The sequence below is a fragment of the Tengunoibacter tsumagoiensis genome (genome assembly GCF_003967535.1).
Taxonomy (GTDB): Bacteria; Chloroflexota; Ktedonobacteria; order Ktedonobacterales; family Ktedonobacteraceae; genus Tengunoibacter; species Tengunoibacter tsumagoiensis.
This window is the reverse complement of the sequence record NZ_BIFR01000002.1, coordinates 540,307-562,798: the sequence shown is the minus strand read 5'-3', so window position 1 is coordinate 562,798 and position 22,492 is coordinate 540,307. Positions and strand designations below refer to the sequence as shown.

16 protein-coding genes are annotated in these 22,492 nt (G+C 47.7%); 8 read left to right on the top strand and 8 right to left on the bottom strand.

Annotation, left to right across the window (positions count from 1 at the left end):
• Position 1: 1 nt before the first annotated feature.
• The gene (locus EL628_RS23065) at positions 2–937 is read left to right on the top strand and encodes a universal stress protein (protein WP_126582368.1); all 936 of its coding nucleotides are present in this window, start codon (positions 2–4) and stop codon (positions 935–937) included.
• A gap of 59 nt (positions 938–996) precedes the next feature.
• On the opposite strand, the gene EL628_RS23060 is transcribed toward EL628_RS23065, so the two are convergent.
• On the bottom strand, positions 997–2,049 hold the full coding sequence (locus EL628_RS23060; protein ID WP_126582367.1) for an NAD(P)-dependent alcohol dehydrogenase: 1,053 nt from the start codon (positions 2,047–2,049) through the stop codon (positions 997–999).
• Positions 2,050–2,415: 366 nt separating this feature from the next.
• On the opposite strand from EL628_RS23060, the gene EL628_RS23055 reads away from it, so the two are divergent.
• Positions 2,416–2,922 carry a nitroreductase family protein gene (locus EL628_RS23055; protein ID WP_126582366.1) on the top strand — a complete coding sequence of 169 codons (507 nt, stop codon included), beginning with the start codon at positions 2,416–2,418 and terminating at the stop codon, positions 2,920–2,922.
• A 100-nt stretch (positions 2,923–3,022) separates the two neighbouring features.
• On the opposite strand, the gene EL628_RS23050 is transcribed toward EL628_RS23055, so the two are convergent.
• From EL628_RS23050 to EL628_RS23035, 4 genes are all read right to left on the bottom strand, one after another.
• Complete coding sequence (locus EL628_RS23050; RefSeq protein ID WP_126582365.1) at positions 3,023–4,633, bottom strand: FAD-dependent monooxygenase; 1,611 nt, start codon at positions 4,631–4,633, stop codon at positions 3,023–3,025.
• A gap of 2 nt (positions 4,634–4,635) precedes the next feature.
• Positions 4,636–5,286, bottom strand: a complete 651-nt coding sequence (locus EL628_RS23045; RefSeq protein ID WP_126582364.1) for a TetR/AcrR family transcriptional regulator — start codon at positions 5,284–5,286, stop codon at positions 4,636–4,638.
• Between the two features lie 307 nt (positions 5,287–5,593).
• A complete protein-coding gene (locus EL628_RS23040; protein ID WP_126582363.1) occupies positions 5,594–7,387 on the bottom strand; it encodes an ABC transporter transmembrane domain-containing protein in 1,794 nt (597 codons plus the stop codon).
• Positions 7,384–9,135 (bottom strand): ABC transporter ATP-binding protein, encoded by a 1,752-nt coding sequence (locus tag EL628_RS23035; RefSeq protein WP_126582362.1) that lies wholly within the window; start codon positions 9,133–9,135, stop codon positions 7,384–7,386. The genes EL628_RS23040 and EL628_RS23035 overlap by 4 nt, the downstream gene beginning before the upstream one ends.
• Before the next feature lie 789 nt (positions 9,136–9,924).
• Between EL628_RS23035 and EL628_RS23030 the strand changes: the two genes are divergently transcribed.
• Positions 9,925–10,725, top strand: a complete 801-nt coding sequence (locus tag EL628_RS23030; RefSeq protein WP_126582361.1) for a class I SAM-dependent methyltransferase — start codon at positions 9,925–9,927, stop codon at positions 10,723–10,725.
• A 177-nt stretch (positions 10,726–10,902) separates the two neighbouring features.
• Complete coding sequence (locus EL628_RS23025; protein WP_126582360.1) at positions 10,903–11,973, top strand: hypothetical protein; 1,071 nt, start codon at positions 10,903–10,905, stop codon at positions 11,971–11,973.
• A 114-nt stretch (positions 11,974–12,087) separates the two neighbouring features.
• Here the strand turns inward: EL628_RS23025 and EL628_RS23020 are convergent, their stop codons facing one another.
• The gene (locus tag EL628_RS23020; protein WP_161975695.1) at positions 12,088–13,386 is read right to left on the bottom strand and encodes a cyanophycinase; all 1,299 of its coding nucleotides are present in this window, start codon (positions 13,384–13,386) and stop codon (positions 12,088–12,090) included.
• Positions 13,387–13,881: 495 nt separating this feature from the next.
• Positions 13,882–14,307, bottom strand: coding sequence for a DUF6640 family protein (locus EL628_RS23015; protein WP_126582358.1), 426 nt, complete (start codon positions 14,305–14,307; stop codon positions 13,882–13,884).
• Positions 14,308–14,611: 304 nt separating this feature from the next.
• Here EL628_RS23015 and EL628_RS23010 point away from each other — a divergent pair, with 304 nt between their 5' ends.
• From EL628_RS23010 to EL628_RS22995, 4 genes are all read left to right on the top strand, one after another.
• Positions 14,612–15,658 carry an LLM class flavin-dependent oxidoreductase gene (locus EL628_RS23010; protein ID WP_245994383.1) on the top strand — a complete coding sequence of 349 codons (1,047 nt, stop codon included), beginning with the start codon at positions 14,612–14,614 and terminating at the stop codon, positions 15,656–15,658.
• Between the two features lie 173 nt (positions 15,659–15,831).
• Positions 15,832–16,623 carry a Nif3-like dinuclear metal center hexameric protein gene (locus EL628_RS23005; protein ID WP_126582357.1) on the top strand — a complete coding sequence of 264 codons (792 nt, stop codon included), beginning with the start codon at positions 15,832–15,834 and terminating at the stop codon, positions 16,621–16,623.
• A gap of 388 nt (positions 16,624–17,011) precedes the next feature.
• Positions 17,012–20,512, top strand: a complete 3,501-nt coding sequence (locus tag EL628_RS23000; RefSeq protein WP_126582356.1) for a glycosyltransferase family 2 protein — start codon at positions 17,012–17,014, stop codon at positions 20,510–20,512.
• Between the two features lie 4 nt (positions 20,513–20,516).
• Positions 20,517–21,329, top strand: a complete 813-nt coding sequence (locus EL628_RS22995) for a glycosyltransferase family 2 protein (RefSeq protein ID WP_126582355.1) — start codon at positions 20,517–20,519, stop codon at positions 21,327–21,329.
• Positions 21,330–21,526: 197 nt separating this feature from the next.
• On the opposite strand, the gene EL628_RS22990 is transcribed toward EL628_RS22995, so the two are convergent.
• The gene (locus EL628_RS22990) at positions 21,527–22,225 is read right to left on the bottom strand and encodes a DUF2306 domain-containing protein (protein ID WP_126582354.1); all 699 of its coding nucleotides are present in this window, start codon (positions 22,223–22,225) and stop codon (positions 21,527–21,529) included.
• Positions 22,226–22,492 lie beyond the last annotated feature (267 nt).

The following is a 22,492-nucleotide window of genomic DNA, read 5'->3' as shown; positions in this document are numbered from 1 at the left end:
GATGTTTAAACATATTCTGGTGCCACTTGATGGCTCAATGAGGGCTGCACAGGCCTTACTAATAGCCGCACGTATTGCTCGAGCACAACAAAGTACGCTGCTCCTCCTGGAAATAATCGATCCTATTTATGAGATAGGCCTCCCATCGTTATCCTCTCAGGAGCCTGCAAACCCACAGATGGCAACGACATACTTGCAGCATACTGCTTACAGACCAGATTTAGAGGGTATTGAGGTAAAGACACAGGTTGCAGCAGGGATACCGGCTGAACAAATTCTGCTGGCGGCGGCCCAGCAGCATACAGACCTGATAGTGATGTGTAGCCACGGACGTACCGGTCTGAAACGCTGGGCAATGGGAAGTGTTGCTCAAAGGGTCTCTCGCTCCAGCCCGGTCCCTGTGCTTGTGCTTCAAGAAGATGATCAGCTCCTGCATCAGACAGGTGATCAGGAGGCCATGCCTGTACGCATCATGGTTGCATTGGATGGATCGCCAATGGCTGAGAAATCACTCGTACCAACGGCATATCTCTGCTCAGCCCTCTCCACGCCAGCTCAGGGAACGCTCCAACTTACATTGGTACTGCATCTGCCATCTTGTTTTGAATATGGGCAAGATGACAGTGTATCCAGGGCACTGAGAAAGGAACTTCCAGTCGCACAGGAGTATTTAGAAGCAGTCAAACGTCGGCTTCAGGAACATGAAATTAGCTCACTACAGCTAAAGATCACCACCGTTATTACCCATGATCTGGATGTCGCGAATCAGTTGCTCAAAATTGCTGAACGAGGCGAAAAACAAGACGGCACTAATTGTTGCCAATTGATTGCCCTAACAACTCATGGGAGAAGCGGCCTGCAACGCCTGGTAACAGGGAGCGTGACCGAATGCATCTTATCTCGAGCACGCAGATCATTGCTCATTATCACACCATGACCAGAGAGCGCAACGCTCTTCATGGTCATGGATATATGAGAAAAGGCTCACGAACGTTCCTATGTAAAGTCGATCAGAGGTTTGATCACACCTTCAAGCTTGTTATCCATAATCTCAAACGCTCGCTCTATCTGGCTAAAAGGGAAGGTATGGGTCGTCATCCAGATTGGATTAACACGGCGCATCTCGAGAAGGCGTAACAGTCGCTCCATACGTAAGCGACCTCCAGGACAGAGTCCAGTCGTAATGGTCTTCTCGGCCATCCCTACACCCCAGGCAATGCGCGGAATAGAGACGATATCTCCATGACCATGATAGCCGATATTCGAGATGAAGCCACCTGGCTTTGTAACCTCCAGACAGCTACGAAATGTGCTATCAGATCCCAATGCTTCAATCGCGGTATCCACTCCCTGCCCATCAGTTAAGGCAAGGATCTTTTTCACCGCATCCTCTCTGGTAAAATCAACAATAACATCGGCACCATACTGCAATGCCAATTCCTGGCGTTTCTTCACCGATTCAACCGCGATAATCAGACCCGCTCCATGCAGGTACGCACCCACGGTCGCCATCAAGCCGACTGGCCCCTGTGCAAAGATAGCAACCGTTCCACCACTGGGAATCTGACCGTTCTCTGCCCCCATAAGCCCGGTGGAGAGCATATCTGCACAATAGACTGCCATCTCATCAGGAATACCGTCCGGGATACGCGCCATATTGGCATCCGCATCATTCACATGGAAGTACTCAGCAAAAACGCCATCCTTGGTATTGGAGAACTTCCAACCACCCAGAGGCGCTCCCGATTGAGATGAATGACCTGCCTGTGATGCAAGATCAAACCAGTCAGGTGTAATGGCTCCGACAAGCACACGATCACCGGGATGAAACAGTTTGACGTTGCTCCCTACTTCATAGACAATACCAACTGCTTCGTGACCAAGCGTTAAGTCTTCCCTGGGCCCAATTGCACCATGCACTGTATGCGAATCCGAAGTACAGATCAAAGCCCTGGTGGTCTTAATAATGGCATCATTTACGCCTGGGCGGGGAATAGGCTTCTCCACCCATCCAACCTCTCCAATGCCTTTCATCACAAAAGCTTTCATATCTCTTCCCTCTTCTTTGTATAGAAACCCCTCAGCTATTCAACAGATTATCAACTTAATAGGGTGGCTCCATACTTGCTTGCTCAGATCGAGTATAGACGCTTCACCCTACTAGCCAATCTCGCGCAGGCCCTCTATCATCACAAACTAATCACAGACTTATCTGCGCACATAGCTCATCCATACTGTATTCTGCATAATAATGCATAAAAGGATCTGATCTGTCATTTTCGAAAAATGTATAAAAATGATATGCTATAAAGGTGGCTAAGCTACCTTCCCCATCTATTATGAAGAGGGAAGCCTTGTGGGAAGATCAATTGTGTAATGTTCGTTGCATTTATGGTGCTGAGAAAGAGGATCTGAATGGAAGTATTTGATGCGGTTAAAACGGTTCTGGCTGTCCGCCAATTTCAAGATAAGCCTATTCCTGACGCAATTGTACGTCAAATTGTCGAAGCTGGTCATGTCTCTGCCAGTAGCATGAACGGACAACCATGGCATTTTCTTGTCATTGAAAATAAGGAGACGCTCCGCGAGCTTGCACCTCTGGCAAAAACTGGCCCATATATCGCTGAAGCACCAATGGCAATTGTGGTGGGTATGGAGAAAAGCCCTTTTGCGGTCTCCGATGCAAGTCGCGCAATTCAATCTATGATCCTGACTGCATGGGAGCAAGGCATTGGCTCAAACTGGGTTGGCTTTCAGAATCTGAAACAGATTCATCCTCTCCTTGGTATTCCTGATGATATTGAGGTGCTGGCCGTTCTCCCCTTTGGTTATCCCGCCAAAACGCTTGGCAAGGGCAATAAACAACGCAAACCTCTAGGGCAGATCGCTCACCGAGAGCGCTGGAACCAATCGTTCGAATAAAGTACAGCCAGCTATGCAGAGATTTTAGACGATCACCGAAAGGTACGGGCCCAGGGGCCACGATATGATGAGCATTATCGTCTGGCCCCATATCGCCCGCTTATTTGCTCAATCGCATTTCCGAGGGCTGGCTCTCAAACAAGCTATCCAGATAGGAACGGAGGCCAGCGATATTCTCCAGTGAAGACCGATAAGCAATATGTCCATCTGGTCGGATAAGAAACAGGCCTGGCTCATTTACGTCATAGATTTCATGAAGACTTTTATTCTCTGAAGCGATCGTATGCAGGTGAATAGGCAGTTTATACGCATGTAACAACGATTGCACCTGCATTTCTTGCTGCTCAGACTGAGGTCCCCGCCCCCAGAAGAGGAGAAGATGATGATCGAGATTCTCGAGCTTACTAAAAAGACTGGTCCCTGCATCAGGACCGGCTTCAAAGAAGCCATAGGGAGCTCGATCTCCTGCGTGTGGACCCTTCTTCTGAGAACCAGACTCTGCTACAGCCGGACTTCCACGATAGGTTGTCCAGAGTTGAGATAGAAGCCAGAAGGCGCGCCTCTTCAGAACAGGTTGATGAGAAAGCAGACTGAAGATTAAGGGTATAGCACGAAGCTTGAACTGCTGAGCCACAAGGTTCTTTGTCGATTGAAACTGAAATCCCCAATCAGAGCCATGCAGGATCGAACGGGCAAAAGGGATCCGTTCTGCTTCATAGGAGTCAAGCAAAGTATCGTGCGCCGCCCCTCGCACCACAAGCGCCAGTTTCCAGGCCAGGTTATAGGCATCACCAATCCCTGTATTCATTCCCTGGCCACCAGCGGGGCTATGAATATGGGCAGCATCCCCGACAAGGAAGACCCGTCCAACACGAAAATGTTCCGTCATCCGATGATGAGTACGATACACCGAGGCCCAGCGGGTCTTGACGATCTTCATCTGCAAGCCACTTGCGGCATCAAGCACAGACTGCACATCATCATGGGTAAGCACTTCCTTCTGCGCCAATGCAGATGGCAGGTCCCCAACCAGACGATAACGCTGATGACCATCCATAGGAAAGAAGGCAAAAAAACCAGTCGGTGTCAGATCCATATACGCCTGTCCATAGCGCAAGTTCCACTCAAGATCCACATCGGCCAGGAATAAGGTCTGATCGTAGGTCTCCCCTTCAAAACCCAGCGAGAGGGCATGTCTCACTGGACTGTGAGCACCATCTGCGCCTACGATCCAGCCAGCCTCAATAATCTCTTCTGTCCCATCAGATCGCTGAATTGTTGCCCGCACCCCACTGTCAGTCTGGGTCAGATCAAGCAGCACAGCTCCCCATTCTATCTCCCCACCAGACTCAACAAGGCTCTGCTCTAAAAGTTGTTCCGTCTGATTCTGGCCATACATTAAAGCAAAAGGATAAGGGGTACGTCCCGCTTTATTATCGGTCAGAAAAGTGAAAGCGCCTGCATTCTTGCCATTTCTTAACAGACCGATTGTATCCAACGTATAGCCTTCTTCAATTGCTTGTTGAGCCAGACCGAGCTTCCCCAGCAATTCCAGGGTCTTAGCATGGACCACCAGTGCTCGAGACTCTTCAGTTATACCAGCCTTCTTATCAAGAATCCTGACCCGGATGCCATAACGAAGCAAAATATTCGCCATGGTAAGACCCGTCGGCCCGGCACCAATCACAAGCACATCGGTCGTTGTGGTCATAGTTATTCGTCCTTTCTGGACTGTTCGTGAACAACAATCGCCTTCAAATAAAGATGGACTATGGTGAGGAGCTTGTCATGTGCAGGCAACTGTGGCTGACGATCTGGTTGTAACAGACCATCGATGAGAACATAGGTGAGAAGAGGGCCAAGAAAGAGGCGCGTCAGGCTCTCTGTATCTACCTCAAGAGGGACGCCCTTCGCACGTGCACGCTGAAGCATGCAACCCACCTCTTTCAAACCTTGTTGCGGAATCGTAGAACGAACCAGCTCCGCAAGTTGTGGAAAACGATGAGAGTCCGCAATAATAATCCGTAGCAGCCTCAGATAGTCTGGATTCATCATCGATGTCAGCATCTTTTCCGCCAGCTCAATCAATACCTGACGAAGCTCTTCCAGGCTTCCTGGCGAGACAGTCTGTAGAAAATCAAGGACTTTCGTCCTGGGATCATCTATTGTAAGTCCGCGCAGAACATCCACAAACAGCTCTTCCTTACTCGGATAATAAGCATAGAGGGTTCGCTTGGAGACCCTGGCCTCTCGCGCGAGCAGATCAGTACTCACCGCCGCAAACCCATCTCGTAAAAACACACGACGAGCCCCCTCAAGTACCTGCTCTCGTTTTGCCTTCTCACGTGCCCCTGCCTCTTCCATGCGTTCCTTCACTCCTCACCTTTCAAAGTAAACTAAACCGTACCGTACCTCACATTCATACGATAAAACAGAAGCAGGCTTTTGTCAAGGGCTTGTGAAAGTTGTGAATGCACCTCTATTGATGCGGCTCTAGATAAGTCATCTCAGATTTGCTATCGTTGGGAAGCTCTGAAATCAGCTTACAAGCTCAGCAAAATTTACGGTGATAAAGCGCGAAGTTCGCGTCTTTATCACCGTTCTCGCTATCCTACCCCATGCCACTTTCGCTGATCTAGTATCCCACAGGTAGTCCCAACGATATTACCATTCATCCATCGGATTGTAATTCGCCGGACCAGAGATACTGCATTTCTGGACAGGTCGCAAGTAAATGATCAAGCTTGCCCTCTGCCTCGACGTGACCATCTTTGACCACAATAATATGATCTGCGCGGCTCAGCACATTATGACGGTGCGAAACCACAACGCACGTAGGATAGAAACCATCTTCCTGGACTTGTGTCATCTGGAGCAGACGATCCCAGAGCGTATTCTCGGTCTCAACATCCAGCGCACTGGAGAGATCATCGCAAACAAGCAGCTCAGACTGACGTGCAAACATACGAGCAGCAGCCGCTCGTTGCAACTGTCCACCGGAAAGCTTCATTCCACGTGGACCGATGAACGTCTCAGTCCCCTCCTCAAACGTTGCAATGTCCTGCTCCAGGACTGCTTGCCGAATAGCAGCATCCAGATCGATCTGGTCAGCGGATTGACCAAGCAAAATATTGTTTTTGATTGTATCACTGAAGAGCACTGGTGCTTGAGCCGTATAAGCGGTGCGTGGCGGAACGAGAAACGCCGTCGGATGAGCAACGACCTCGCCATTCCAGCGCAGCTCTCCATGTTCAAGTGGGACCATGCCAATCAAGGCTCGCAAGAGTGTGCTTTTGCCAGAGCCCACACGGCCCGTCACGACCACAAATTGGCCACGCTGTATCGTGAGTGAGATGTGATCAATCCCACGATGGGTGTTCGGATAGTGATAGGTCAGATCGCATGCTTCCAGGAGCGTAAGCTGATGGTGCAGCTCTTTGCTGATTTGTGGAACATCCGGCAATGTGCCGAACAGATGAGTTGGGCCAGGAGCTATAAACGCACGTTCGTCTTCTCCATACAGCAATGGTTTGAGGCGCTCAAAGGCCACCTTGCTATGCTGAAAGAGTCCAAGCTGATTCGTAATACTGCTGAAAATGATATTGACCTCGCTCATATAGGCGATAAATAGCGTGAGCTGGCCAATCGTGAATATGCCATCTTTGAGCTGTTGGGCTGCAACGAGCAGGATTGCGCCAGTGGCCAGATTGATTGCGCTCGCATAGAATATCGACAGCACACCATCGCTGAATAATTGTTCGATCAGAGCCGCCTTCCGTCGTTTGCGATTCAGGTTGGTAAAATGGCGAATAATAGAGTGCTCTGCTCCTGCAACCTGGATCGCCTGGATAGAGCCCAGCATCTCACCCATAAAGCCACGCGTCTGTCCTGTGATCGCTCGATTATTGCGACGATAAATTTCGATGCGCGATCGTACCAGGAAGGTGATCACCATACAAAGCAGCAAGGGTAACAAAGCTACCAGTGTGATACGCCAATTGATGACGAACATGATCACCAGCATTGCAACTGCTTGTAAGAAAAAGAAAACGTATGATATCATGATGAGCAGAAAGAGCGCCAGCGTCCCCACGTCTTCATTCAGACGGCTGATCATATCACCAGGCGCGTAGGGCAAGGCCTGCGCAGCAGGCTGTTTCAGAATGTTGTTCAACAGGCTTTTGCGGAGCAGTGCCATACTTTGATAAAAAGGGAACAGCTCGACAAAGTAGACCAACATCCATGCGAGGAGTTGAACCAGAGTAACACCCAGATAGGCCAATGCCAGGCGCCAGAGATCCCATCCTACTGTTGCGTGATTGCTGATTAAATCAATCATCTGGGCCAGGAAAATGGCCGGGAAGAGTGCGATGGCTAATCGCGAAAATTGGACGAGTAATGAGAGCAGATAGAGTCCTGATGACCGACGCAACAACCTGCTCCATAGACCAACAACACCTTTCATGCGAATGTCTCCTCTGAGTTCATTGTGCGCAAAAGTTTGCTATAGCGGGACATAGGATCTTTTGCCAGTGCGACACGAGGGCCATATTCAACAATATGCCCGGCTTCAAGGACCAGGATTTTATCGACCTGTTCAACCGTTGCCAGACGATGAGCAATAATGAGTCCGGTTCGTTTGGCAAGCAAGCGTGTCGTGGCGTTCATACAGAGGCGCTCGGTCGCCATATCCAGGCGTGATGATGCCTCATCCAGGATTACCAGGCAAGGATTTTTCAAGAAGACGCGTATCAGTGCCAGCAACTGAGCTTCTCCAGCTGATAAGCCGCCGCCGCCAGCCGTCAGTTCAGTATCCAGGCCAGCAGGTTGATCACGATACCAATCGCCTAAACCAAGTTCCTCAATGAATGTCAGCAATTGCTCATCAGGAATACGATCATCAAAAAACGTCAAATTATCGCGCAGGCTGGCATTAAAGAGCTGAACCTCTTGTGTCACAATGCCAATGTTGTGTCGTAATTCTGCAATATTTGCCTGGCGAATATCTTCACCATTGAGCTTAATTGTTCCTGAGGTTGGATCGTAAAAACGGAAGAGCAGACGCGTGAGGGACGTTTTTCCACTACCACTGCGCCCAATAATGCCGAGAATTTCACCGGCGGCGAGTTCAAACGTCACATCGTGGAGGATCGTCTGGCCTTCGTCATAGCCAAAGGAAACATGATCGAATGTAATGGATGCGGCTTCACCAGCGGAGAGACCAATACCCGGGCCATCTTGTACACGGCTGGGCGTATAATACAGCTCAGCGATCCGTTTCATACTGGCTGCCGCGAGTTGCCAGGTGTTAAACGTGAATGAGAGATTGACAAGCTGATTTGTAAATATCATCACATAGTTGGAGAGCATAATGATTGCCCCCAGGGTGATCTGTCTGTCCAGTAAAAGATATGTTCCGCCGACCACAACAATGATATTGCCCAGTACTAAAAACATGGTGACAGCGATGCGCATCCCCTGCTCTACAAATCCACTGCGGTAACTATTGCTATTGACGCGGCGCTGGAGGTCGATATAACGCCGGATTACATAGGCGCTACCACCACTGGTGATGACATCCAGGATACCATTCATATGCTCTTCGTAGAATCCCACCAGATCAGCAGCGAGCTGACGTTGCTGCACAAAAATGGGCACACCAAGAGACTGCAAACGACGCAGGGCAAGAAACGCACCAACTGAATAAAGAATTAATGCCAGGCCAATCCAGATATTAATAAAAGCGACAATCAGTAAAATCCCGAGCATGAGTAGTCCATGACCAACGATCTGGATGATAAACGTTGAAAAAAAGCTCGAGAGCGTTCCAACATCACCATCAATGCGCTCTAACAGCTCTCCTGGCATGTGGGCTTTATGAAAAGCCATATCCAACTCGATGCAGTGCAACGCAACTTCTTCGCGCATACTATTCGTTGCTGTCCACCCAACATCGGAGCTCATGTATGTAGCTGCCGATGAGACAATCTGGGCCCCCAGCGCTACGATCAGAAAAAGAATGGCACTTCCCACCAATGTATTCAGGTTCCCTTGAGCCTTCACCGTGTCGATGAACGTTTTCAAGATCTGCGGATTATAGAGCTCGAGGGCAATACTTCCCAGCAATGTTATTGTCATCAAAACAAATTTGGGCCATTGTGGCCGTAGATAGCGAAGGAGTAGATCACGATACTGAGCAAAATGCAACGTCACAAACGAGTTCCTCCTATTACAGAATTATAGAATGATTGTAGAAGCTCCTCTTAAGCCATCTTCACGCACTACAAGAGAATAGTTACCGACTGAAAGATTCTAGTTGTTATGTAGCGAATCATTGAAATTGCGTGAGCCATCTGAAATCAACTTTTTGAGGAGGGAGTTTTTCGGCGAGTATCTACCACACATTGAGTAACATGAGCCCCATGATAGGCAATTCTAGTTCCTGATGCACAACAAAATATGCTCCATTCTATGGCATGCTGTGTAGAGTTTGCGCCAGATTATCGTTTTGGCAAATGCTATACTCTATCCTAAACACAAAATTTGCGAAAATTGTTTTATCTAATTACATGCAAAATACAATTTGTAATGTGTAAGTTTACTCACACTCTATAAGGCATTGATAGTGCAGCTTGAAAAGGTAAACGGGCCCTATTGATCTCATGACAGCATCAATTTCATCTCAAATAGATGTTGGACAGATCAGCACTCCCTCTTCTATACTATCTGTATCACCCCGAAGAAATTTGGGAGTGACTCCTCGGCTGGCAACTTGGGAGGGCTGTCAGACGAGAACACGATGAAGAGCATGGTTTTTTCACTGCATGTCTTTTTTAGTAGCTAGCTGCTTGCAGCGGAAAAAGCATGTATACCTGACAGATCTGAAGAGGAGAGGAACTCCCACGGGAGACATACTCCTCTCCTTCTCAGAGTCCCATCATTGGTTAGCAAAATACAGGTTGATAGTCTTGAAGCCGAAGAGAATAGGGAGAATTGACGATCATGGCGAATCCACCAGAACACAATGCAGAGACGCAGAAAGCGCAAGTACAGGCTCAGTTTGCTCGAACAGCTGAAAGCTATGTCACCAGTATCACACACAAGACTGGAAGTGACCTTGAGCGCCTCGTTGCCGTCGGAGAGTGGGATGCTCGCCAACATGCTCTAGATGTCGCAACTGGTGGTGGTCATACAGCTTTTACAATTGCGCCCTATGTAGGACAGGTCATGGTCACTGATCTCACACCAACTATGTTACAGAGCGCCCAGACATATCTGCTCGCTCAAGGCATCAAAAATGCACAGTTTCAGATCGCTGATGCGGAAGCCTTACCCTTTGCAGATGCCAGCTTTGATCGCGTTACCAATCGCATCGCTTCGCATCACTTTCCCAATGCAGCTCAATCCGTACAAGAGGCAGCGCGTGTCCTCAAGCCTGAGGGAATCTTCATTCTCATTGACAGCACTGTTCCAGAAGATGCAGAGCTGGACCCCATCGTGAACAAGATTGAAAAGTGGCGCGATCATTCGCATGGCCGCTCACATACACCAACCGAATGGAAAACCTTCTTTCGCGAGGCTGGCCTTCAGGTAGAATTGGAAGAGCCGTTTCGCCGCATTATGCACTATGACGACTGGTCGGCTCGCTCACAGATGACAAACGAGGAGAAGGCAGCGCTGGAAGAATATATCTTAACACTCCCGACAGAGATCCAGAACTATCTGGAAGTGCACACAACAGAAGATGGACACCTCAAAGATTTCTCAATCGACTTTACCCTCTTCAAAACACGCAAAAGATAGCAGATAAGCTCTGACAAACAACCCAAAAAAAGCAAGGCCGACAACAGTTTTCAGAACTGTCAGCCTTGCTTTTTTCTGTGTGTTCGCGACATACTATAACATTATAGCTCATGTATCTTTGTATCAAGCTGATCCATTATAGAGAGATAGAGAGATAGAAGGAATAGTAACAATTATATGCAGATATCTCAGACAGAGAATAAAGGGCGTATCTTAACAATCGAACATCCAACTGAGAGCACACCTGCGCTAATGGTATTTTCAGGGAATGCGGGGCAGCTACTACGAGGAGATCAACCGACACTTCATGTTCTAAAAGCCATGAGACAACGAACAATCCGTAATGGCGTCCCTTTCACCATCCATTTGCAGGAAGCTGGTGCCATGAATAAGAAAAGTGTCGGGATGACCAGGTTGCTTGAAGATGTGTTTGGGGATGAAGTCGTCATTTTTCGCTATGGATCGGCTGAGACAGATGGACAGGTACGCGATGGACTTGATCAATACCTCGTCTCCTCCAGACAACTGCAGATACGAGCACGAAACAGCATCCATCTGCCGATGGTTGATCGCAAGCTCATGCGGAGAAATCAGCGTGTAGCCCTCAACACAAGCTTTGACCTCCCTCTGCCAAACGGAGAGACTGGCTATGTTGTTACCACCGGGTTTCACTATGATCTGGGATTGACGGCCAATAGCACCAGAATCAGTCGTCTCCAGGCCGTTGAGACGCGTCTGGGCGTAGAGCAATTGATCCAACAAGATCTTCAGTATCCTGGGAGTGATCCACACAATCCACCACCGCCACCACAACATCTTCAAGGGCTCGTTGTCTTTAGTGGGGATGGGAATACACGTGGAGGCATCGGAACACGATGGCAAATGGATCGTGTCGAAGCTCTCAAAAAAGGCCTGGGCGAAAATGTGATGGAAGCAACCGCCGAGATTAATGTCACCGCCAACCTGCCTCATAGTATTCAGCAAGAATTTCTGGAAAAAGAACATCCGATCATGAAGTTTGCTGGAACCATTGTCAATACAGCCATCGATGCGCTCGATGCGACCACCGGCAACAAATGGGGAGAAAGAAAATTAGATCATCAATTCTATCGCGATTTCACCATCAATGCAGATGGATTATTCGTTCCTCTGCACCGCTTTGATGTCATCGAGAATACTGTTTTCTACAATTTTGCGAATGCAGATCACTATGTCGTCAGCACGCTCTTTGGCTACCAAAAACCATAGTAACAACGCATAACTAAAGAACAACCAGGCTACGTTACTTTTTACAAAGCACCGTAGCCTGATTGTTCTCTGGTAGATTTACTTTACACTCTACGCAAACCAGGAGAGCATCTACTAATAGATAGAGATATCTACCTTTAGATTAACGTAAGAGGCATAAGTCGTTCCACTCTGTGTCCCTTTGTAGCCACTCGAAGAGCTCTTTGTCAACGTCACCTTAAATGTTGGACCTGACTCATATGTCAGCCCATAGGTGCTGGACGAACGGCTATTAAAGAGATCATTGGCGACAATCACGAACTCAAGTGGATTCGCACGACCTCCACCAGAAGCAGTGTTGTTGGGGCTACTAAAGATGTCATCCGTAGGGCTCATTGGCGTGCTGTACTGCTCATGACCAGCCAGAGAAGATTTCCAACTGGCAATGCTGGCAGTCTTCGTCGAGAAATTATAGGTATCGCCAGGAGTAAGATAAGAGAGACGAGCACCAGTTAGCGTAAAGTCACTGCCACTCCCTACTGTGGCATGCGATAGATCCACAATTGTCACACCACCAGTACCAAGAACCTGAAGTTGTGCAGAGGAGGTGTCAGCATTAACCACCACTAATGCAGTATCTTCATCAACTCCATAGCCCATGGTTGTAGAGGTATCGCTCAAGAGACGAATCATGCGACCCTGCCGACCACGCTGGCTATAGTGTGCGTCCACAAGACCATACTGGAAAAAGTTAAACCCACCCTGAGGGTCATACGACAAGTCGTCTGGATAGGTTGTGCTCACATAGGTGTGTGAACCATAGGCTAAACCATCATAACTTTCGCCACCAGTCACCATCGGCGTACTTTGAACCTCGGTTCCAGCACTGCTTCCTGAAATGACCGCTCCATTGTTATACTTGGCACGAATGGCAGCCAGGGCAGGAGAATCTGTTCGACCAGACGAATAGAAACAGGTAATCAAGCGGCTCTGATCGCCACCACCAAAGAAGAAACCAGTCATGCTGTTGATCTGATTGACGACTGTCTGTGACGAATTGTTGCTGATCGAATCCAGATCAATGGGAATCCATTGCGCATCATACGCATGATAGGTATTCTTAAACAGATTGATATAATACTGTGCGTTATCATAAGAATTACTTGCCGACGAGGTACCAGCGTTGGGGTCCTGACTCCGAGGAATAGAGGCAGCTGTGATGATCCCGATCCGCGCAGAGGAGGTTCCTCCTGCAAGCGAAATAATTTTGTTGTACACCGCAGCATCATTGTCCTGGAGATTTCCACCTACCAGAACAAGACTTCGACTTGTTGACGCATGTGCCTGATGCAAAGCAGGTAAAAAGAAAAACGCAAAACTACTACTAATCAGGGAGAGCACCAACAAGCGAAGGAACAACAGACGTTTGCTCATGTGAGAGAGTCCTTTCTTTAAAACAAATAAAGGATGAACCTTTCTTAAGTCATGCACACTTAAAAAAGGTAGTATAATCATACTAGATTTAAAATCATCATCGTATGACTATAGAGAGTGAGTCCTACTTATGTAGTATACTGAGTATTACAGAAAAATCAAGATATTCAAATTAAACACATGCAGTATAGTTTATTTTCAGGAAAAGAGAAATAGTCTATCGTTCTTTCTCTGTAGGAAAAGCTATAAGGAAATTTATTATAAAAAATAGAGAGAAATTGTACACTTTACCATTGACCTCTATCCATAAAGTGTCCATTTAGTACATAGATAAGATATACACAATATTGCTGATTTGATAGTTTTTCAGCAAAAAAGAGCCCTGATGAATGCCCAGCTTTTTATACATTCGTTGCCAATAACCGCGAAAAGGACACAAAAGAAGACGCGGACCTTTCCCTGAAAAACTGGAAAGATCCGCGTCTTCTCTCCTTTTTAGAGATGGTACAGTATTTCGCTCAGGATCAGACAGGCTAACAGCACACAGCCAATAAAGAGTTGTGGTGGCATCCCAAATAACGGTTTTTGATGAAATTCTGGATCTGACCACTTTGTCCCAGGCAATAGCATTGCTCCAAGCATAGAAAGCCAGTAGAGAGCTGCAACAACCACCGCCAGATGAAACTGCATCTGGAGATTGCTCCCCGGATACCACAAGAGCCATAAAGCCATCAGGCCGAGAAAAACACCCAAAAAGATCGTCTGTCCATTGTGAAATTTTGCATGTGGTGGCCAGTTCGGATTATAAATATGCTGCTTTGCCGTTGCAGGAATAACGAGATCAGCCAGGACAGCCCCTACGAGCGTGAAAAGAGCTGCCAGACTGACAAGAACCCTGGCAAGATTCATCCAACTATCCATAATTGTTTTCTTTCTACATCTGGTCCTCTGCATAAAAATAAGAGTGAGAGCCTGGTACGGTGCAAAAGACAATGTTTGGAAACAATGTTATCAAAGCACTTCTCATAAAAAACTGTCCTTTTGAACAGCTTTTTGCTAAGGAAAGGTTCCCCAATGCTTGTTACCGCGACCAAAAGACAAACGTGTCACAGAGAGATAGCTTCAAGAGATATACTATATGTAGGATTCATAGAGGATATGGAAATTAATTTAGCTACTTGCCCCTGTTTCTGAGTGGTAGAACAGATATATGGAGAGAACATCGATGGGAATACAGGATGGACAACATTCTTTACGCTTCTCCCTCTGGATTGATGGGCGCACGACACAGGGCCTGCCAGTTACAGCAACAACCTATAGAGAGCTGATCGAAGAAGTGACCTTTGCCGAACAGCTTGGGTTTGATGGTGTGTGGGATACCGAACACCATGGCTTTGCTGATGGCTATCTGCCAGCCCCTTTTACCTTCTTAGCCTATCTGGCCGCGAGAACACAGAAGATGCGGCTAGGAACAAATATTGTGCTCTTACCACTCTGGCCTATTCGCTTACTTGCTGAGGAGGCGGCGGTCCTGGATGTCTTGAGTGGAGGCCGCTTTACGCTCGGGGTAGGATTGGGCTATGTCCAACATGAGTTCGCGGCCTTTGGAGTTGATCGAAAGCAGCGAAAAGAACGAATTGAGAAGGGCATGCAGTATCTGCGGGCAGCTTTTAAGGGTGAGACGCTCCCTGATGGGCATGAAGGGGCTGGCCTGCCTGTGACGCCACGACCCATGTACGGCGAACGCTTCCCTATCTACATGGGCGGAAGTTCAGAAGTTGCTCTAGATCGGATTGCACGCCTGGCCGATGGCTTTCTGGCTGCGGTCAATTCCAATCCTGGCGAAGAGCTCGCGAAACAGTGGGCCATACTCCGACCACGACTGGAACAGTATGGTCGGACAACTGACTCTTTTCCGATTGTTGCCAGTACCCACCTCTGGATCAGCGATGATCCTGAGCGGGACTGGACCACTATGCTCGCTCCAGCACTGGCCTATCAGGCGGATGTGTACGCTCGTATGGGAACTGATGCTGGTCAACCCAGGCCGACACCTACCGATCCTCGCAAATTTCCCCGCCAGGGACTTTTAATCGGCACACCTGATAGCGTCATCAAGCAGATTCAAGAGCTTCAGAAAAGCGTTCCACTCACCGAGATCTGCTTCTGGTCACATGTGCCAGGCATTCCTCACGATGCCGTCATGGCTCATCTTGAACGCGTCGCCAGATACATCTTTCCCGCCTTCAAAAATGTACCTGCCACAACATAATCTTAGCAAGCAAGACTTCTATCCTGATACCAGCATGGGCCTCTCCATAGCTGGTATCCCTTTGTGTAGAGAAGCCAGCACACAGAAAATGTGATCACGATCATCTCTATAAGCAAACTTCTCTTGAATAGCGTAGAATAAAAACCACAAATTATAGATATTGAGGAAATAGCATGGGAAGAACAATTCAAGACGTCATTGATCGGATTATTTCTGCGGTCCCTGGAGCTCCACAAGAAGACTCAGTCGATACGTTAAAGTCTGGCGATCCACAACAGGAAGTGACTGGTATTGTCACGACGTTCACAGCGACAATGGGGGTCTTGCGCAGAGCAGTTGAGCTCAATGCCAATCTTATCATCACCCACGAGCCTACCTTCTATGACCATCACGATTGCACAGACTGGTTACAGAACGATTCAGTCTATCAGGCCAAACGTGATTTTATTGCTCGCCATAACTTAGCGCTCTGGCGCTTCCACGATTATTGGCATATGTATCAGCCCGATGGCATCATTACCGGGATGGTAAAGGCTCTCGGCTGGGAGGCCTATCGACAACCCGAACCTTCAGCCCTCCTGATCATTCCTGGTATGACGGTAGCTCAAGTGGTTGCAACCGTCAAAGAGAGACTGGCCCTTCCCACTCTCAGAGTCGTAGGTTCGCCTGAACAATCGTGCGAACGCATCGCCCTCTTGATGGGGGCATGGGGCAAGGAGAAACAGTTCCAGGCATTTATTGATTGGAAGGTAGATGCTGTTATCTGTGGCGAGACGGTTGAGTGGGCCACCTGTGAATACGTTCGGGATGCGATTGCACTGGGAGAGAATAAGTCTCTAGTAATCGTAGGGCATGCCAAAAGCGAAGAGGAAGGGATGCATTATCTGGTCGAATGGCTTCAACCACAGCTGCCCAATATTCCACTCACCTATCTTGCCGTTGGTGATCCAGTGACAACGCTGTAGAGGAGCACAGATACCCGCGCGGACATACACCTGTTCTTACTATTGATGACCTGACCTCTTTCTCACTCGAGAACAATCAAGCAGATAGCAGAGGGCGATCCTTCTGCTATCTGACATGTATTATGCATCACAAGATTGCTCGTTGCACGCTGTGCCTGCTAACAGTGAAAAGAGGTCTTTGCATTGATAAGTAAATTTATACAATCAATTCTCTTTTTCAAATGGAACATTATACTATCAAATAGATGTGCAAAATAGCATATTCGTACGAAACCAACCTGAATGCTTTCCACCTTTATAAAATACTTCTGGAATTTCCAGGAATATTTTTATACTATCTCACTGGAAAACATAGGAAAGGTTTTTATGGGAAAGAGAGGGGGATTCTTTGAAAAAGAAAGAAGGACAGGTCTCTGCCTCATCTATCGATTTTCTATCCACAGTAATCGGAGAGGCAGAGCAGGACAATGTCCACAAAGCGCTTACAGAGCAAGATATCACTCGTCAGGTAGATGGCTATACAAACTGGCTGCAAACAAGTAAGGCTGACCGGACTTCTCGCCAACAGGAAATAGAGCAAGAGAAAGAACAGTATCTTAGCCAGGCTTTGCAAGAGACTATTATTCGCGGAAAACGCATTAAACCCTTTGCTCCTTTGCATACAGCTTATTCAGCATGTACTAATCTCAGTATAAAACAACTTGCGGTTGTCGTTTTGCTGTTCTTCGTCTGGAGCTTAGGGCTTGTCCTTTCGTACCAGATTACGTTGACAATCACAGCATCGGTCATCACTGTTCTCTATGTTGGTGACCTGCTACTAAACCTGTTTGTATCCTATCAGGCACTTTTACAAAACGAAGAACGCGTTGATTTACGAGTGATAGAGCGCCTTCCAGATGAGTTGTGGCCAAAGTATACGGTGCTCTGTCCTCTTTATCAAGAAGCACTCATCATTCCTCAGCTTATGAAAGCAATGCAACAGCTCGATTATCCCACCAGTAAATTGCAGATCTTGCTTTTAACAGAGCAGCATGACCATGAAACCTATAAGCAGTTAGCGAGCATGGAGCTGCCTGCTCATTTTACGATACTCACCGTTCCACCAGGTGAGTTACGCACCAAACCACGTGCCTGCAACTTTGGTCTCTTGCATGCAACAGGTGACTATATTGTCATTTATGATGCAGAGGATGTTGCTGATCCACTTCAACTGAAAAAAGCCGTTCTGGCTTTTGCCAATAACGGACCAGAGGTCGCTTGCGTACAGGCAAAACTCAATTTTTATAATGTCAGACAGAACTGGCTGACGCGCTGGTTCACGATTGAATATCTTTCCTGGTTCAATCTGGTGATGCCGGGGTTACAACGTCTGGGGTTTCCACTTCCCCTTGGCGGAACTTCCAACCATTTTTCAACAGAGGTCTTACGGACGCTCGGAGGGTGGGACGCATTTAATGTTACCGAGGATTGTGACCTGGGGATACGGCTCTCACTTCATAAGAAGAAGACTATCATCATCGATTCTACCACTTTTGAAGAAGCGACCTCGCAGCTCAAAAATTGGTCCCGGCAACGCTCACGCTGGATTAAAGGCTACATGCAGACCTATCTCGTTCACATGCGTCATTTCTCCTCGTTAGTGCGCAAGGGCCAGTTCTACGAATTGCTCGCTCTACAATTTCTTATCGGAGGAAAGATGATTGCTTTTTTTCTCAATCCTCTCCTCTGGATACTGACGCTGGTCTATTTTCTCTTTCGCCCGCAAGTCGAGACATACTATCATCAGGTCTTTCCTCTCCCTGTCCTCTATATGGGGATGTGTTGTCTGTTCTTTGGAAATTTCTTCTTTGTCTATATCCACTTGCTAGGATGTGGGCAGCGAGCCTACAATCATCTGGTTAAATGGTGTCTCTTCCTCCCAGTATACTGGCTTTTCATGAGCGTCTCGGGATTTAAAGCACTCTACCAACTTATTGTAAAGCCTTCCTATTGGGAAAAAACGCAACATGGTCTGCACCTGTTAGCCAGGGACAGAAGAACAACCGCGGGTGTGACCATTCCTCAAGAAAGCTATTCTGCGCAAACAAGTACAACCCTCACCATTAAACAGTTGCTTGCTCCCAATACACTTGCCATGCAGACACAGATTGGGGCAACATCATCTCGTAGCCCGGTGCTCCCTACCATTCATTCACACCATCAAGCAGCGTTCTCTCGCGAGGAACGTCAGACGCTGAATCGCCCTGAGGTTGGAAGTAGAGATCTCTGGTTCCTGATTACCGTTATTACCGCCAGCCTTTCAAGTATTCTGGCCTATCTCTACTTTTACCTGCATCATGAGATATTAATTTATGGGGACGCCTATGCTCATATGCGGATTGCACGAAGCGTCTTCGATAGTGCAACACCTGGTATTACCCAATTAGGTAGCATCTGGTTGCCGCTACCTCATATCCTCATGCTTCCTTTTGTCTGGAATGATTATCTCTGGAAAACTGGTATTGCGGGAAGTATTCCGGCTATGGTCTGCTATGTCGTTGCTGGCATCTATCTTTTTCTCATTGCACGTCAACTCACATTCAATAGCAGCATCAGTTTTCTTGTCACAATCGTGTTTCTCTGGAATCCCAGTGTCTTATATCTACAGTCTATCGCGCTGGGCGAGATCCCTTGTAGCGCGGCATTCCTGGCTGCACTGTACTATTTTCTCCAGTGGTTCCAGACAGAACGCACGAAATATCTGGTCCTGGCAGCCTTGAGCACCAGCCTGGCAACGTTGATTCGCTACGATGGTTGGGCTTTGTTGTGTGTCTTATGTGTGTGTATTCTGGCAACCTGCCTGTGGAAACGTCAAGCCTGGCAATATATTGAGGGGCAATTACTGCTCTTTCTTGTCCTGGGATCGTGGGGGATTATCTTATGGCTGATCTGGAACCAGATGATATGGGGCGATATGCTCTACTTCCAGCATAGCGAATACTCCGCTCAGGCTCAACAACTGTCATTGGTACTTTCACATCGGCTCTATGCCTATCATAATCTCTGGCAGGCAGTACGTTACTATACGCTTGATGTTCTGGAGACATCAGGAGACTGGTTTGGAGTCATCGGGTTTGTGCTCCTGATCGGGTTTCTCATCTATGTCAGGCGCTTCTCCGCATTGGTGGTCGTTGCAGTCCTCATGACGCCGTTCCTTTTCTATGTGACGACCCAATTCTTTGGACAATCAACGATCTATCTTCCACAGGCTGGTCTTCCTTCTACGCCTGTCTGGTATAACGTTCGTTATGGCGTCCAGATGGTTGCATCATTAGCGCTTGCGCTGGCCTGTGGTCTGACGCGCTTTACACAGTCCGGGCTGCTAAAACAAAAACGTGGTCTGCTTCTCCGCGTCTGCTTCCTGGGTGTTGTTATTGCCCATACGCTCTTCGTTCATAATCCGCCACTCACGGATGGACTTGCAAATGCCTCCTGTGAACGGTCTTCTGATCCGGTTAATCTGTATCTTGTGAGTCATTACAATGGAGGGAAAATCCTGGTGAATCAGTTTACCTCTCAGATCAATGCACAGGATTACAATGGCTATCTCCGTGATCTGATCACAGAAGCCAATGGAGATTTATGGAAAAAAGTGGTGGTGAATCCGGAGCATCATGTTGATTGGGTCATTCTCAATCCTGATAACGTGACCGATGCCCTGGCGCGCCGAACCAATATCAATGATCCAGCCTTTCAGGCATACTTCAAGCTGATTGTAAAGCAGAGTGATGGGTTAAGCCTCTATCTCAGACGTGATATTGCAACGTCTTCGCTCCCCCAGAACCCGATTCCAACTGAGCTCTTAGACCTGAAATCTCTCTGTGCCACTGCCCAGGAAAGGTTAAAATAACAAGATGGCAAACATAAAAAAGGCCTCAAAGAGTCTCAATCTCACGCAGCCTGCCTCTCTTGAACAGAGAGGCAGAACCTCCAGTGTCTCGGTTATACTCCCTCTTCATTCTACTGGGAGAGCGGGAGTGGCAGCGACGCTTCAAGAGGTTTTACCAGTTGTCGCACAATCAGTACAAGATTTTGAGATGATCGTCATTTGCGATAGGCCAATGACGGATGGAGCCCTGGCAGGGTATCCCAACCTGCATATGCTCCACCCTAACATCTCGTTGGGATATGGGCCTATCCTGATGAGCGGATTTCAGGCTGCTCAGAAGGAGTATAGCTTTATCCTGCCTGAAAACTGTCACTCTGCCGTCTATGCGCTCGACCAGATGCTTCCTTTGATCGTTACCTATGATGCTGTCTTTGGATATGCCGTAGATCAGAGCTATCCATGGCATTATCGGCTCCCCATCTGGATGTTCAATAGACTACAGGAATTCTCAGTGCAGATGCACGTTCATAATCTCAATTGTGCTCCACAACTTTACCGAACTGCATCTGTGAAGACCCTTTCATTAGAGGCCCATAGCTCCCTGGCTTACACAGAACTTCTCTATAAACTGATCCGTCAGGGCTGTCTTTACACTGAAATCGCTCTTCCAACTCCTACAGGTACGTTCACAAAACATACTGCAACAAATATATCATTTGATTGGTCCGTTTTTTTTGAGCTCCTTCTATATACCCAAAAGTGGCATGATAAGGATTTTTATAAGCAGCAGCGAAACCTTTTCGATCTCGCTTCAGAACAGGGCAAACATAAACGATGAAGAACTTTTTCTGCTAGTTTGCCGCCAATATAAGCAGTAGGCCACTGCCTGACAGAGAATCCGCCTTAGAAGCGGCCAGCCCGCAGTAGAAAGTGTCAATTCCAGATCGGTATCTGCATCAGGTAGTGGTCAACTGGGCTGAAGTGCGGGCAGATCTTCAGCGTCTAGCCTGGCTTCTGCCCGTTCTCAAGCCTCTTTTAGTGTACAGCACTTGACAACGTAGGCATGCTCTGTGCATTCTGCTGGACTACCCGCTTTCTGCGCGTGATGCGAATCCAGATTTCTGCGACAAGCAGGTGTAACGTGAATGCTGTAAAGTTACTGACGATATAGGCGACTTGAAGCCATGCCAGCCCAGCAACCACCAGGATGGGAATCTCGATCAGCCGCACCGTGGAGACGGCGAGGGTGAGCGCAAATGCGCGAATCATCCACTCGCGATGCTGATTTACCTGATGGTTGCGAATGTGATAGAAGCTTTTCACCAGCGATACTACAAACAGCGGCCCATAGATTGCCATGATGAGCCGTTCTCCCCATCCTGCGATCGGAGTGATCAAAGCCATGAACACCGCAGAGAGACCGACTAGCAGACCAAGGATGATAAGGAGTCGTCCAGTCCAACGATGGTAGTTTAACCAGCGTGATCGAATGCGTTTCACAAACTGAAAGGGAGCCAGCACCATCCAAAGACCGGCTGGTAGCACATGTAAAAAGGTAATCAGAGGCAGTATATGAAACACTGGACTGATTGGAGGTACGAACAGAAGGGAGAGAACAGCGCCGACTCCAATGAGACAGAGAAGCCCTACGATGATGTTTAAAGGTTTGCGCAACTGCTCAGAAAGGTGGGCATTTCTTTTGTGACTCTTGAGCGGCATCTGCGTAGTACTCATGATATTCTCCTTTATTTACAGGATTAAGATGCGTGTCAGTTTCCATCTCAAGAATAACCTCTTCATGTCACGTACAGATGTCAGAAATGTCACGAAAGTGTGTCGGAGGGCGAAATTCGCTCTTTTCGTAATTCATTTCCCTTCATACTCTACAAATAATAAATAAATTTATATGACTATTTTACTTCTAAAATGAGTGAAATAGCGAAATACCAAATAGTCTTCTTGCCTGCTAACCTCTTCCAACTCCTACAGGTACGTTCACGA